The sequence below is a fragment of the Nostoc sp. genome (assembly GCF_036919495.1).
Taxonomy (GTDB): domain Bacteria; phylum Cyanobacteriota; class Cyanobacteriia; order Cyanobacteriales; family Nostocaceae; genus Nostoc.
Genome location: NZ_JBALBZ010000029.1, coordinates 26,370 through 40,213 on the forward strand (window position 1 = coordinate 26,370; position 13,844 = coordinate 40,213).

The 13,844-nt window shown below is 40.0% G+C and carries 11 protein-coding genes and 1 tRNA gene; 4 read left to right on the top strand and 8 right to left on the bottom strand.

What is annotated here, in order from left to right:
- Nucleotides 1-1,041 precede the first annotated feature (1,041 nt).
- The gene (locus V7K25_RS03765; RefSeq protein WP_335155200.1) at nt 1,042-1,242 is read right to left on the bottom strand and encodes a hypothetical protein; all 201 of its coding nucleotides are present in this window, start codon (nt 1,240-1,242) and stop codon (nt 1,042-1,044) included.
- Nucleotides 1,243-1,503: 261 nt separating this feature from the next.
- Between V7K25_RS03765 and V7K25_RS03770 the strand changes: the two genes are divergently transcribed.
- Nucleotides 1,504-1,866, top strand: coding sequence for a response regulator (locus V7K25_RS03770; protein WP_335155202.1), 363 nt, complete (start codon nt 1,504-1,506; stop codon nt 1,864-1,866).
- Between the two features lie 38 nt (nt 1,867-1,904).
- Here the strand turns inward: V7K25_RS03770 and V7K25_RS03775 are convergent, their stop codons facing one another.
- Entirely contained in the window at nt 1,905-3,029 is a 1,125-nt protein-coding gene (locus V7K25_RS03775) for a hybrid sensor histidine kinase/response regulator (RefSeq protein ID WP_335155204.1), read from the bottom strand.
- Nucleotides 3,030-3,064: 35 nt separating this feature from the next.
- Entirely contained in the window at nt 3,065-4,396 is a 1,332-nt protein-coding gene (locus tag V7K25_RS03780) for an ATP-binding response regulator (RefSeq protein ID WP_335155206.1), read from the bottom strand.
- Nucleotides 4,397-5,503: 1,107 nt separating this feature from the next.
- Here V7K25_RS03780 and V7K25_RS03785 point away from each other — a divergent pair.
- The gene (locus tag V7K25_RS03785; protein ID WP_335155208.1) at nt 5,504-6,229 is read left to right on the top strand and encodes a response regulator transcription factor; all 726 of its coding nucleotides are present in this window, start codon (nt 5,504-5,506) and stop codon (nt 6,227-6,229) included.
- A gap of 79 nt (nt 6,230-6,308) precedes the next feature.
- On the opposite strand, the gene V7K25_RS03790 is transcribed toward V7K25_RS03785, so the two are convergent.
- A complete protein-coding gene (locus V7K25_RS03790; protein ID WP_335155210.1) occupies nt 6,309-7,670 on the bottom strand; it encodes a lipid-A-disaccharide synthase-related protein in 1,362 nt (453 codons plus the stop codon).
- Between the two features lie 553 nt (nt 7,671-8,223).
- Between V7K25_RS03790 and V7K25_RS03795 the strand changes: the two genes are divergently transcribed.
- Complete coding sequence (locus V7K25_RS03795; protein WP_335155212.1) at nt 8,224-8,937, top strand: type 1 glutamine amidotransferase domain-containing protein; 714 nt, start codon at nt 8,224-8,226, stop codon at nt 8,935-8,937.
- A gap of 639 nt (nt 8,938-9,576) precedes the next feature.
- On the top strand, nt 9,577-11,214 hold the full coding sequence (locus V7K25_RS03800) for a serine/threonine protein kinase (protein ID WP_335155214.1): 1,638 nt from the start codon (nt 9,577-9,579) through the stop codon (nt 11,212-11,214).
- Nucleotides 11,215-11,328: 114 nt separating this feature from the next.
- Here V7K25_RS03800 and V7K25_RS03805 read toward each other — a convergent pair whose 3' ends face one another.
- From V7K25_RS03805 to V7K25_RS03820, 4 genes are all read right to left on the bottom strand, one after another.
- A complete protein-coding gene (locus V7K25_RS03805) occupies nt 11,329-12,495 on the bottom strand; it encodes a CapA family protein (protein ID WP_335155216.1) in 1,167 nt (388 codons plus the stop codon).
- 246 nt (nt 12,496-12,741) lie between these two features.
- Nucleotides 12,742-12,826: transfer RNA gene (locus V7K25_RS03810), tRNA-Ser, on the bottom strand.
- 251 nt (nt 12,827-13,077) lie between these two features.
- Complete coding sequence (locus V7K25_RS03815) at nt 13,078-13,248, bottom strand: hypothetical protein (protein WP_335155218.1); 171 nt, start codon at nt 13,246-13,248, stop codon at nt 13,078-13,080.
- A 171-nt stretch (nt 13,249-13,419) separates the two neighbouring features.
- Complete coding sequence (locus V7K25_RS03820; protein ID WP_442948058.1) at nt 13,420-13,611, bottom strand: BP74-related protein; 192 nt, start codon at nt 13,609-13,611, stop codon at nt 13,420-13,422.
- Nucleotides 13,612-13,844: the final 233 nt, after the last annotated feature.

Below are 13,844 nucleotides of genomic sequence, written 5' to 3' on the forward strand. Positions count from 1 at the left end.
AGTGGGATGCTCCCGATGCTTTTTCCTCTTCATTTGATCAGAAAAAAGGTTTATGTGAGTGCTAAACCTCTAGATATTTAGTACTTAGGCACAGTTCTCAAATTCATTTAAAATTACTTTTCTAGCAGTTCATCTTGCTATAAACTGTCTCCAAATATCCTGAAGACTGATACATAATTACTTAATCAGTCATAATAAAAGGCTTGGTTAAACCAAGCCTCTACATATACCAAGCATTTACTACACCAAGATTAATTTAGACTGAGCCTTGCTTTACTTCATCTTGCTATAGGCTGTATCTAAATATTCTAAAAGCTGATATACCACTGGCTCCCCTTGGGAGATGGCTCGAAGAGTCAATTTACCTCTATTCCGATGAGAGTCTATCTTTGACTTATCTAATGTTTGCTAAAAAAAGACCCTGGGTATTATTCCAGGGCGCATACACGTTTTTCAGGCATTAATAGGCTGAATAATAACTTTGTAAAATAGTTATTTCTACTATCTATAGAATGATACAAATATCGATCCATATATGTTACTAGTAGTTTTTTGTTGCTAGGTCTATTTATAGCTGGTATTTTAGAAAACTAAGCTTGGTAGAATTTGATGATATTTTTTATTCCTTTAGCATTAGAATAAATATTTTATAATCTAATATTAACATAAAGTTAGATTCAGAGATTGCAGAGTAAGGATTACCCTAATTATTTATAGGTTTTCCTTGCTTGATATTACTCATAAAAAAGGCATGGCTAAAAGCCACACCCCGTACATACCAGTGTTTTTCATTTCTATTTTAGAATTAATTTGATCTCAATTCATCTATCTATAGTGTGTTAAAAAAATATTCTAGTTAGGTACTGAAGTACCTACTAACAGAAATCCCCCATAGGTCGGGGGCTACAAGTCAAAAGATAATATTAGATTGGCTTAGTTGCTATGGTAGCGCTTGCCTCACTTGCAAAAACACTTCAAAAGTTTGAATCTTCTTTAAAGAAGGATTGTGCTAACCAACACAAACTAATATCCTTATAAGGTTTAATCCTTTTCATTATCGTCTTGTGGTCGTTCAGTAGCAGCAGGATTGACCACAGTTCCTTGGGCATCGAATGGGTAGCCACCACCTTCAGGGAGAATCTCCTGCGGCTCTACTGTGAGGTCAGTAGCAGTATCAATCTGTCCGTTATCATGGCTATGTTTAATGGAAGCGCTTTTATGGCTGGCATGACCGTTTGGCATGAGTTTATCCTTAATTAGTGAATACGGACGATTCTAAATTTATTTAGGTATGGGATTCCCCTATCTTGAGGTTTAAATCAAATTAGCAAACCTCTGCTCTAAGAGGATGTTTGAAAAGTCATGATTGATGTATCAAATATTTTTTACCCCACCCTAACCCTCCCCGATATATTGGGGAGGGAACCGGATTTTCTTGTTTCCTGAAAATGTTGGGTTTCGTTCCTCAACCCAACCTACACATTTCAAGGTTTTTGGCGCTAAGTGGTAATTAGTTATGCTCTTGAGTCAATTGGTTATAGATTCATTTGTCAAACGGATTCTTCGGCAACGGTGCTGATAGCTAAAGAATATCAACCAGACTTAATCTTATTGGATATTTTATTACCAGGTCTTAGCGGTATGGATGTTGTGCGTCATCTAAAGCTTGAACCCCTAACTTGCACAATTCCAGTGGTGGCTGTCACAGCTTTAGCTAGCACAGAAGATCGTGAGTGTATTCTCAAGACAGGATTTAATGATTACATCAGCAAGCCCTATATGCTTGAGGAATTAGAGGCTATAATTCGCCGTGAGTTGGCAAGAAAATTCACCCCTTACCCAGCTTTGAAGCTTTGTCAGGATTAGCAATCGGGCATAAAAATATGAAGGTGAAGGTGAAAGACTTAAATGTTTTTAGGTAGTTGCATAGTGAACAAACTACCTTTACCTAGTTCAGAGGTGACCTTGATAGTTCCTGCGTGCGCTTCTATAATCCGGTGGGATAGATGTAGCCCTAAACCACTACCTGAGCGTTTATGTTTGCCTTGGCGAAATCGCTCGAAAATTGTTGCCTGATCTTCGGGCGCAATCCCATATCCTGTATCCTGGATCTCGATTGTTACCGAATCTGCATTTTCTCGATTAGGTGGTGTTTCAAAAATACGGATTGTGATGCCTCCTGTATCTGTAAATTTGATGGCATTTGCGATCAGGTTGTTTATCACTCGCCGTAGTTCCAAGCGATCGCCCATAATAATCCCCGCGTTTTTACCCTGTGGATCTAATTCACGAGTGTCTATTTTCAGAGTCAAACCTTTTTCACTAGTTAGAGGACTTAGTTCGCTGACTACTTCTTGAGATATCTCACGTAAATCGCATTCTTCCCAATTCAACGTTTTTTTACCTGCCTCGAAGCGATAGACTTCAAGGAGGGTGTTTACCATGTCCATCAAATTTTGGTTACTGCGAATCATAACTGCGATCGCCTGTTTCATTTCCGGCGAAATTTTGCAGAATGTTTCCATCTCAAACAAATTCAACATGCGATCGGAGGCTACTAGGGGAGTTCGCAAATCATGAGTCAAACGGGAAACAAAATCCTCCCGTTGGCGGGCCATTTTTTGTTGTTCGTCCAAACTGTGCTTGAGACGCAACAGCGATCGCACCCTTGCCAATAGTTCATCAGTATCAAATGGTTTACGAATAAAATCGTCTGCACCAGCATCCAAACCTTCGACAACGCTAGATTCGTGAAAGGCAGTAATCAGTAGAATAGGAATATAACTAATTGCTGGGTTATTCCGAATCCGACGTGTGACTTCATAACCATCTATCCCTGGCATCATCACATCTAAAAGAATCAGATCGGGTGGAGATTGTTCAACTTGCTGCAAAGCCTTTATTCCATCTGAAACTAAATGAATTTCATACCCCTCACTTTCTAAAATTGCTTGAACCAAAATGAGATTATCTGGAGTATCGTCAACTGCGAGAATTCGATAAATTCTATTATTTTCAACTACAGACATAATTTATTAACTTTTATCAGTTTTTGGAAAGTAATTTATAGTTTAAATTTAGAATATCCTATTGGTGCTTGCCTAGCTTGAGAAGATGAATGATGCGGATTTTTAGTAGAGGAAAAAACCTGGTTGCTATCTATCGGTAAAGGTGGAGCATCGCCTCCTACAGCCGATATGATTTGACGCGGCAATTCAATTTTAAACGTTGAACCCACTCCTAATTTGCTCTCAAGAAAGATTTTGCCACCCATCATTCGCACCAGGGAATCTATAATTGCCAAACCCAAACCTGTACCTGGATATTTCCGAGTCAGAGTTTGATCGACTTGTCGAAATGCTTCAAAAATACGTTTAAAATCTTTGGATGCTATACCAATACCTGTATCCCGAACAATAATTGTTAATCGATTTGCAGGTAGTTCTTTAACTTCAACCCCAACTTCACCACACTCTGTGAACTTAATGGCGTTGGAGAGCAGGTTAATTAAAATCTGTTTGACGCGAACTGGATCATTAAATACTAAAGTATTTTGCAGATCGATTTGCACTAACAATGAAAGTTTTTTGGCGTCAGTTAGGGAACGCATTTCATTTACAGCAAGATTTATTACCTTTGAGACATCAAATTGTTCCGCTTTTAAGTCTAATCGTCCTGTTTCCAGCTTGGAAAAGTCAAGAACTTCATTGACTAGCATCAGCAAATGTTTTCCATTATTCAAGATGCGCTCAACCATATCTGCTTGCTGGTGCGTTAGTTGACCGAATTTAGGACGCAGCAGTATTTGCGAAAAACCAATAATCGCATTCATCGGCGTTCTAAGTTCATGGGACATAGTTGCCAAAAAATGTGATTTTAGCACTGATGCTTCTGATAGCTTGAAGTTTTGCATTTGAAGCTGTTGCTGTTGTCTCTCCAATTCTTGGTTCTTACGAAGAAGTTGTTCATGACTTTCTCTAAGCTGATCTTTTGCCAAAGCTACTTGTATTTCAGCCCGATAAACCCGAATTGCACTCCGCAAAACTTGTGCCAAGTTTTCTGGAGATATTCTAGACTTAGAGAGATAGTCTGTAGCACCAGTTTTTAATAATTGGAGAGCAGTTTGTTCATCTTCTTGACCAGTTAGGACTACTAAAGGAACTTTAATTTCCGAAGAACGTAGCTGTTGAATTAAGGTTAGTCCATTCTGATCTAGTAAGCGATAGCCGAGGAAAACACAATCATACGCAGTAGTGTTTAAAATAGAAAACGCATCATTGCCATCGGCTACTTCAGATAGTTCCATTTGAATACCTGCTTTAGTCAGGGCACAACGGACTACCATCCGGTCTACTTCATCATTATCTACAACCAAAATTTTCAGCGTATCTTCCATCGGTTTTTATTTTTGCCGCTAAACATAGGTTGATGTATAATATTCCTCTCTTGAGATTATCTAACTAAAATATAAGGTTTTCGGACATCTAAAATCTGTAACTTTATTGACTAAGGCATTTCGCACAATATTCAATACTTATTGAGCTTTGCCATCATCTCTAGAAAGTTAGGGAAGGTCACTTAGCTCCGAATTAAAAATTAAAAATTAAAAATTACCATAAATAAATTTAGAGGCTTGTATCATGAGTCTGTTTGTGTAATTAACAAACCGAAAACTATTGGTCTGAAGACAGCAAACATAGCTGACATAAAGTAAAATTAAATACTTTATTAAGCTTAAAACAATTGTAATTGAGTCAGCAAGCGACCGTCGTCAGCCATTAGTGAGAGTTACATACCATTGTTATGTACCATAAGCTTGAGTAGTTATACTCATAATATTGATTAATTAGGTAGATAAGAAAGTAGCTCCCTATACCGATTTGTGAATCTGAAGTAATCCTACCTCCTGAGATTTCGACAATTTTCTTAACGATCGCTAGACCCGTGTTAGTATTTTCCTGGCGATCGCGGTCTTCCACATCCAGTGAAAAGTCGGTACAGCAAGCTTCCCACGAAGGATAACGAATTACTTTGCTGCTAGTAATTCCACCAGATTTTAACGCCGTCTAATTCTCTTCCATGAGGATACCCATCAGAGGGATTAATCTAATGAATCCAAAGGTTTGGTTAAAAATCACTCGAAACCATCGTTCATTTTCTCGTAAGATAATTTTTACCTTTTGTAATTTGTCCATTTTTGTAAGCTTTATACAAGATAATAGGAATTAACTAATGGAACATGGCTACTAAAAGCTGATTTTTTTGCACAGGAGGAGGAATTCTGCATTAGCCTCAATCTTTCATACTTATTGTGCAAGTATCTATATATCTCTAGCTAGATTTATTCTCTATCTAAATGTTAAAAAATAGGAGGTCTATTATTTCTATCGGTGGATGCAGGGTGGTTGAAAGATCATCTATCTTAAGTTTGGGAAAATAAAAGATAGCGCTTACAAAAAGTAATACTTTGAAAGATGCAAACAGCGTAAGAGCGAGTGTAGCGATGAATGAAATTAGCATTATTTTAATTGAAGATCATGACTTAACGCGAATGGGACTACGAGCAGCATTACAGTCTCACAGCGCATTGAAAGTAATTGGCGAAGCAGCAAATGCTACCCAAGGACTAAAACTTTTAGAAACGGCAAAGCCAGATGTAGCCGTTGTAGATATCGGTTTGCCTGATATGGATGGCATTGAACTCACTCGTAAATTTAAACGCCACCAAGCTGAAACTGGGCAAACGGCAACCAAGATTTTGATCTTGACAATGGATCACACAGAGGATGCTGTACTTGCAGCCTTCGCGGCGGGTGCTGATTCTTATTACATGAAAGAAACAAGTATCAGTAAATTAACTGAGGCGATCCAAGCGACTCACGGCGGTAATTCTTGGATTGATCCGGCAATTGCCAACGTGGTATTGCGGAAGATGCGGCAAGGTATTCCTGGAGAGAGCCAAGGTTCTGACAAAACGCCGAAGACTGTAAAAATTGAGGCATTGGCGTCAGAATACGAGCAGGTTTTGGAAACATACCCCCTAACTCAACGCGAACTAGAAATCCTAGAATTGATTGTAGCTGGGTGTAGCAATGGGCAAATTGCTGAGAAACTCTACATTACAGTTGGTACTGTGAAGACCCATGTTCGTAATATTCTAAATAAACTATGTGCCGATGATCGTACCCAAGCTGCTGTAAGAGCTTTACGTTCTGGCTTGGTAGCATAAGGGACTGGGGATGAGGGAGCAGGGGGAGCAGGGGGAAAAAGAACTATTTATTGATTGTTGATCAATGCCTAATGCCCAATCAAAATCGTTCCTGTAAAGATTCTGCAATGCGTAGTGCTGCTCCGGGTTTACCCATGCGTCGTAGACCATTTTCGGCAATAATTTGCAAAATATCAGGATCTTTGAATAGAGACTGTACAACCTTCGCTACTTCTGCTGGCTGCTCAATTAAAATCAAAGATGAGCCTAGAAGACGACTTTGAGCTTCAGCAAAGCCACGGTTATATTGAGGCCCATTACCGGGAATCGCGATCGCAGGTTTTCCTAAACCGATAAACTGTTCTGTGGCTGTACCTGCCATAGCGATCGCTATATCTCCTAAATGTAAGCAATCATTATAAGCTTTTTGTGTCAGTAGTAGATACGCATTTCTTTGTTTAAATGTCAATACATTCGCATCATTAATTTGAATAGGACATGTTGATTCAGTGCGCCAGCCTTGGGATTGGACACTTTGGGATAAAATATGAGAGTCTAAACCCGGAGCGATCGCACCTAAAAACATCACTCTGTTAGAAGTATAGAAAATCGAATTTCGCTCCTGGAAACTTGCCATCAACGCAGATACAACAATCATAATTGCTTCCCAGTTGGCGTATGCCTCTGGCGGACGGGAACCAGGAAGAAGAGTTACTACAAAAGGTCGAACTGTCTCTTGTTGTTGGCTATCCTGACTATAAAATTGTTGGCGTGAAAAGGTTGGTTGTAGAGCATCCATCATGGGATTACCCAAATAAAAAGCTGGAATTGGCCATTGTTTTAATGTTTCGGTCGTCAGTGCATCTCTAGGAAACACCGCCTTACAACGGCGACGGCTCATTAACCAACGTTCCCAAGGATGGTAAACTGAACCAGAAAAGTTTTCCCAACGCGCATCTTTAGACTTCCGTGGTAATAATCCAGCTTCATCCCGCACATAATATTCAGATTTCGCCGTACCAACAAAAGCATAATTAGCGCCACTGAAAGTTGCAAACAACAGTGGGACAATATCTCCCACCGCTAAAATCGCTCTTCTATGACCTAACTTTTTTTGAGAACTTACCCAACGACGAATAGCTTTTATCTGGGTAAGAGTAAGTTGTAATAAACCACCGCGTACATCTCGCGCTAATTGGCGGCCATCCATATAAATAAAGCCGCCAGAAGGCATAGTGCGGACTGAACCGATGAGGGGAATATCCAACTGTTGGTAAGCATGTCCTTCACCCACCAGAGGTAAAGCAAAGATTTCTGGTGGGTTGGATTGTCGTTGGAGTTCTTGTAAAATCCGAACTGCAATCATATCTTCCCCATGACCATTGCTTAATACAAGTAAGTGTAAAGGAGAAGTTGCAGCTTGAGAGTTAGAGGTTAAGGATAATCGGGATACATTACTCATAGAATCTCGCATTAAGTATTGTGAGTATCAAGCGATGCTGATATCATGCCATGAAGAGTGTCGAATTCCGTTAGCCATAGCGGGATGTTTAGCCCGCGCCTCGGTTAGAGTTAAAAAGACCGCCTAAAAGAGGCAGAGCTTTTACCAATAGAACTTACGCAAAAACCCTCTAAAACTCTCATTCCTCCGTGCCTCTGCGCCCTCTGTGGTTAGTTTTCCGTTACCCGTGCGTAAGCCCTAACCAAATACAAAATTACTGACTATTTTGAATTAACTCAGGACTGGCTCAACGCCCCGCTACTGCTAACAGCACTCAGCACTGAGTTATATGAAAAGCACTCAAATTTTGATACTCCGCAACTTGGGTTAGTATAAAGCTATAGGAATTCTACTTGATTATTGCTAAATATACTGAGAACTAAATCTTCATACAGTAAGCTCTTAGCTCTTATGGTTTTTCAAAAATCAAGTATGAGTCCTATATCAGGTAAACACAAACTCTTTGAGGGTTTATCTGATGCCAATCTTTGATCTAATAATGGGAAATAACTTTATGTCTCAGAAAGTTCTAGTAGTTTTAACCAGCCATGACTCCTTGGGGAAAACAGGCAAAGAAACCGGATACTATTTACCAGAAGTGAGCCACCCAGTCGCCGTTTTCGAGCGAGCCGGCTTGAGTGTTGATTTCGTCAGTCCCAAAGGTGGGAAAGCACCCATGATTGGGATTGATCTAAATGATCCGGCAAACGCTGCGTTTCTCAACAACTCTGAGAAGATGGCACAGGTGGAGAATACTTTGAACCCAAGTGAGGTTGATCCATCAGTATATGATGCAATCTTCTATGCGGGTGGACATGGTACTATGTGGGATTTTGCTGACAATTCTCGGTTGGCTAGCATTGCAGCAAGCATCTACGAACGAGGTGGTGTAGTTTCTGCGGTGTGCCATGGCCCTGCTGGGTTGGTCAACATCCGACTTTCAAACAATGAGTATTTAGTAGCCGGAAAGAAAGTTTCTGTCTTCACCAATGAAGAAGAAGCAGCAGCAGGATTAACCGATATTGTACCCTTTCTGTTAGAAGCAAAGTTGATTGAGCGGGGTGCAACAGTAGATAAAGCACCGAACTTTCAGGCAAAAAGCGTGGTGAGCGATCGATTAGTTACTGGACAAAACCCAGCCTCAGCAACGGGTGTTGCTGAAAAGGTCGTGGAACTTCTGAAACAGCTAACTCCTAGCCTTTCCTCAAGCGCAGGTTGGGCCGGATAGAAGAAACAAGAGATAATATTTCTTTAACAAGAAAAATCATTATGGTGAGAAAGGGGTTACTGTCGGCAACCCCTTTCTCACTAGAATCTTCTCTTAATAAACAGAAATATTTATTAGGAGTAGATAAAAATACTATTTAATATTAAAACTTTATAGGAATCGTATTTTATTTTTGAAATTATCTAAGTAAGTAGGGAGTAGGGAATAAAGAATTAGGCTTTTCGATCTGTACCGAGCTTTTTCATAAATCAAATATTAGTCCCATATAAAACCCATTTTTCTGATAATTTTAAAGATTACTGAATTGGTGTTTTCAAGTCGAGTCAGTGAATGGCTCTTTGGCATTGCATCAACTAGCGGTGTCTAGTCGGGCTTTCTCCCTGATATCACGGATATGGGAGACAGCTTTATCCTGTTTATTACTTCAGGATTTCTTGACTATCGCGTTATCCTATAAAGATAAAACTGTTGTGTTCATGGGGAGGTCTTTCTTACTTGGATTCCAACAACTAAATCATCCCGTAAGATAGACAGGCAAAAACCCTGCCCTATATCAATCAAAAAATATGGGAAAATTTTTTAGGAATCCCTCAAGACTCAGGACTCGCTACTTATCTGCTCACTCAGGACTCAGGATTTATGTTAGCAGGCACAATTTTGCAGGATGGAAAATATACCCTAATTCAAGAAATAGGGCGAGGTGGCTTTGGCATTACGTTTAAAGCTACGCATCACTACTTGGGCCAGGAGGTGGTGATGAAAACCATCAATGAACGGCTGCGACAACATCCTGATTTTGCAAAATTTGAGCGCCAATTCCAAGATGAAGCCAGACGATTAGCTACGTGTATTCACTTAAATATAGTCCGAGTTAGTGATTTTTTTGTCGAAGCTGGACTGCCTTACATGGTGATGGAATACATTCGTGGCGAAACCTTGGGAGACGCATTTGTATTACCAGGGATACCGTTACCTGAAGCCACAGCAATTCATTACATCCGGCAAATTGGAGCAGCCTTGCAGGTAGTGCATAACAACGGTTTGTTACATCGAGATGTCAAACCAGATAATATTATCCTTCGTGAAGGAACTCAGGAAGTAGTACTGATTGATTTTGGCATTGCCAGGGAATTTAATGGCAGTGTTAGGCAGACTCACACAGGTATGGTTTCTGAAGGTTATTCTCCCATTGAGCAGTATTTGACGCAAGCGCCGCGCACACCCGCCACGGATGTTTATGGTTTAGCGGCAACCTTGTATTCACTGTTGACAGCACAGGTTCCTATGCCAGCATTATTGCGCGATCGCGAGCAAATGCCTTCCCCCCGCGAACTACAACCACACTTGAGTGCTTCTGTCAACCAAGCCGTAATGCGCGGTATGGCGGTGGAGTCTCGTTTTCGGCCAGCGACAGTTGCTGAGTGGTTACAACTGCTACCTGGAAATGGGTCCAATATGACACCGCAAGCTTTAGCCACTTATGCAGTGCCAACTGTTAATTTATCTGCCCAGCACGCAGTAACTTTAATTGGGAATGGGAAAACTTCCCAAAATCGCATTCATGAACCATCTGGGTTGGCGCAGCCCAACCCAGGCATCGCCAAAGAAAATGTACTGGCAAAAAAACTGGGGTCATCTCAAATATTCATAGGTATAGGTGTAGCCCTGGTTGCTGCTACAGCAGGTTTTGGCATCACTAGCATCTTACCCAAATCTCAGCCGCAGCCAACCGCAAAGCCGCTTTTTGAACAGCCAACTCAAGAACCACCTGCGAAAGTACCTAGCTTAGAGAGTCGTGAAGAGACTAACACCACCTCAAGAAGCGAATCAGCACCTGTTTATAATTCCAAGCAGCGCCGGCGTAATCGTCGTTCTTCCCCAGAAGAAACTCCCAACAGCCCTAGAGAATCACAACGCGGCGATTCTGAGCAATCCGCACCTTCACCTAGCGTTTCGCCTACCCCCTCGCTAGTCGAAAAACTAAGGGCTATTCGTTCATCTCGTAGTGCTTCCCCTGCACCACTACCAAAAAATAACTCACCGGCTTCTAATCATAATTCTCCTTCTCCTCAACGAATAATTCCGTCAAATCCTGTGGTTATACCAACAGCGCCAGCGACAGAATCCAAACAGTCAGAATTCAAACAGCCAGAATCCAAACAGTCAGATCCTTCTGCTGTAGTAGTACCGACACTGGACAAGCAAAATTCACCGGCTGATAGTCAACCTCAGAATGATCAGAAATCTCAGGAAAAGCTAAAAGATGACAATAATTAATCAACTTTAAATTTTTTCTGAAATTTACAATCTAAAATTTACAATCTAAAATTGAACGCCTCTTGCTAAAACAAAACATCTTTTTGTTTATTGTTTCATCTTTAGCAAAATTCCTTATTTACTCTTCTGTACAACAACTTCCCCCTTCTTATTAATCTTCACCGGATTTTTGGGAAAAGCTTGAGTATTTAAAGAACGCATAAGTTTCACAGTCCGAAAATACCGATCAATTTGAGGGATTCCCTGCCCATTCATCCGCACGGGGATAATTTTACTTGATACCAAATTTCCCGCCGAGTTGAGTTTAACTTCTAAAATCATAGAGTCACCCGTTTGGGCATTTGTAGATAAAGTTCGATATCCCAGAAAGTTTCCTAAAGAATAGGCGATGATTTTTCCCTTATAAATTTCCATCGCTCTCGGAACATGAGGCCCATGTCCTAATACTAAATCTGCTCCTGCATCAATCATGTTTCGAGCAAACTTGATCGAATTGCCTCGATTTTCTCCATAAAAAAACTCTGTCTGATTCTTAACATGTAGCGCCCCCGTTCCTTCGGCTCCAGCGTGCATCGATACTATTACAATGTTGGCCTTATTTTTAGCTTCTGCTACAAGTGCTTGGGCTGCTCCTAAGTTATTAATGGAATTATACATTTCATAAGGAGAAAACCCGACCATTGCCACAGGGATATTGTTAGCTTGCAGATAAAGAATTTGATTTTTATGACCTAATGTTGCAATACCCACAGCCTCAAGATTTTTCTTTGTATCTTTGAACCCTACCGGGCCGAAGTCCATTGCATGGTTATTAGCCATATTAAACACATTAAAACCAGCCTCAGCAAATAGTCGAGCATATGCAGGTGGGGAGCGAAAGGCAAAGACTTGTCCTCGGCTGATATCTTTGGCAGTATAGGGATAATTAGTTAAGCTACTTTCAAAATTACCAAACAAGATATCAGATCCTTGCAAGTGAACTCTCACTGACTTTGGTAATAATTGATCTCGAAAGCGGGGTAATCTATAGTTAGGGAAATTAGTGCCGGGAATAATATCTCCAACAGCTTTGATAGTAATAGTCTCTCGAAAGGTTTGTCCTTTTGTTGATGGCGTAACAGGAATAGCTAATGGGAATGATACAGGTTGAGTAGGTGTAGTAGCAGCGTTTAATCGCTGTGATTGCCCAAGCCGGATAATGATTCCTATACTAATACCTAGATATAAACAGACACTGATAACAAGAAATGAGGACGCTTTCCCCATGCTGCTATTTGCCATCGTTCACTCCTCACACAATGGCATTAGTGTATCCCGAAAACCTGTGTAGTCAGTGTATATTTTAATGTATTTTTGGCAATATTTAAGCAGGTAAATACGGCTATATAATACCGTTTCACACAAGCTCCCTTACATATATATACTTAGGGGCGTACATCTGTGTGCCCTTACTTGTAAATAGTCCTATATAGCATCTATGAAGCTAAACATTATCTGTTTGTCTAGTTCTTCGGTAATTGTTTTAAACGGAGAGGGGGGGATTCGAACCCCCGTTGGGTTTCCCCAAAACGCATTTCGAGTGCGTCACCATGAACCGCTCGGACACCTCTCCAGGTATATTATTCACACATTTGAATATTCAAATGCCGTGAAGTAAGGTAAATCTTACCATATTCCCTATAATACTATAACATTATCGCTTTATCTGCGTAACGGAATGCTTCGGATAAGTCTAATGGCTAATTAAGTGTGTAGATATGGAAAAAGATATCATAAATTTTATCTTATTACATTAGCATGACTTAAAAATAACAGCACTCTTATTATTCCGTAAAATATTTTTTTAATCAGCATCCTCTGATCTCAACCACTCCCATAAAAGCGATCGCACTTGGAGAACCTAGCAAAAATACCCCGAAAATATCCCTTTTTTTCTCTAAAATCCAACGTATAATTATATTTCACAGGCTGAAATCCAATCGCACCTCTGGACAAGGACACTAACGAAAGTGCGATCGCTGGATAAATAATCACGCTCTCAGGTGTGAGAATGCTGATAGGACATAGCTTTCAGCCTGAATCGACAAAAACGAGAAATCAGATAAGAATCGAAAAATCGGTCAAATAACGATAAAGCAAAAACCTGGAGGCTATAAAATTTACCCCAGGTTATTGTCCTATATTCTCTATACAAGGATTCTTCTTCTATGAAATTTCTTTAACTAACTGTGAACTCCAAGGACACCAAAATAACCCTGGTAAAAATGCGCCGCCTACCTCATCTAAATGGTCGTTAACGTAATTAGTTGTGGCATCACAAACCTCTATCGCCATTGGAAAAAAGCTAATTGTTGAAGGGTATGTAAGTAAGTCTTTTAGAAAATCATCAATAGCCAACGACTATTAGGCGTTTTGTATTCTTTTGTATTCTTCAGTTTCCAGTTTTTAATCAGTTCAATTGCGGGTGCCTTTTTATCACCATTGATATGTATAAATCATTGCTAGCAAAATTAAAACTGCAACCATAATCTCTTAGTATTTATATAATTACATAATTATTTGATGTAATATAAATATATTTTTTATATTCACCCTTATATTTTTTTATTACAATTCTTGTTTACAATGTT

What these genes read in the sequence shown, in the direction of transcription:
- V7K25_RS03765 (WP_335155200.1), bottom strand. Translation starts at nt 1,242, where the DNA reads ATGCCAAACGGTCATGCCAGCCATAAAAGCGCTTCCATTAAACATAGC.
- V7K25_RS03775 (WP_335155204.1), bottom strand. Translation starts at nt 3,029, where the DNA reads ATGTCTGTAGTTGAAAATAATAGAATTTATCGAATTCTCGCAGTTGAC.
- V7K25_RS03780 (WP_335155206.1), bottom strand. Translation starts at nt 4,396, where the DNA reads ATGGAAGATACGCTGAAAATTTTGGTTGTAGATAATGATGAAGTAGAC.
- V7K25_RS03785 (WP_335155208.1), top strand. Translation starts at nt 5,504, where the DNA reads ATGAATGAAATTAGCATTATTTTAATTGAAGATCATGACTTAACGCGA.
- V7K25_RS03790 (WP_335155210.1), bottom strand. Translation starts at nt 7,670, where the DNA reads ATGAGTAATGTATCCCGATTATCCTTAACCTCTAACTCTCAAGCTGCA.
- V7K25_RS03795 (WP_335155212.1), top strand. Translation starts at nt 8,224, where the DNA reads ATGTCTCAGAAAGTTCTAGTAGTTTTAACCAGCCATGACTCCTTGGGG.
- V7K25_RS03800 (WP_335155214.1), top strand. Translation starts at nt 9,577, where the DNA reads ATGTTAGCAGGCACAATTTTGCAGGATGGAAAATATACCCTAATTCAA.
- V7K25_RS03805 (WP_335155216.1), bottom strand. Translation starts at nt 12,495, where the DNA reads ATGGCAAATAGCAGCATGGGGAAAGCGTCCTCATTTCTTGTTATCAGT.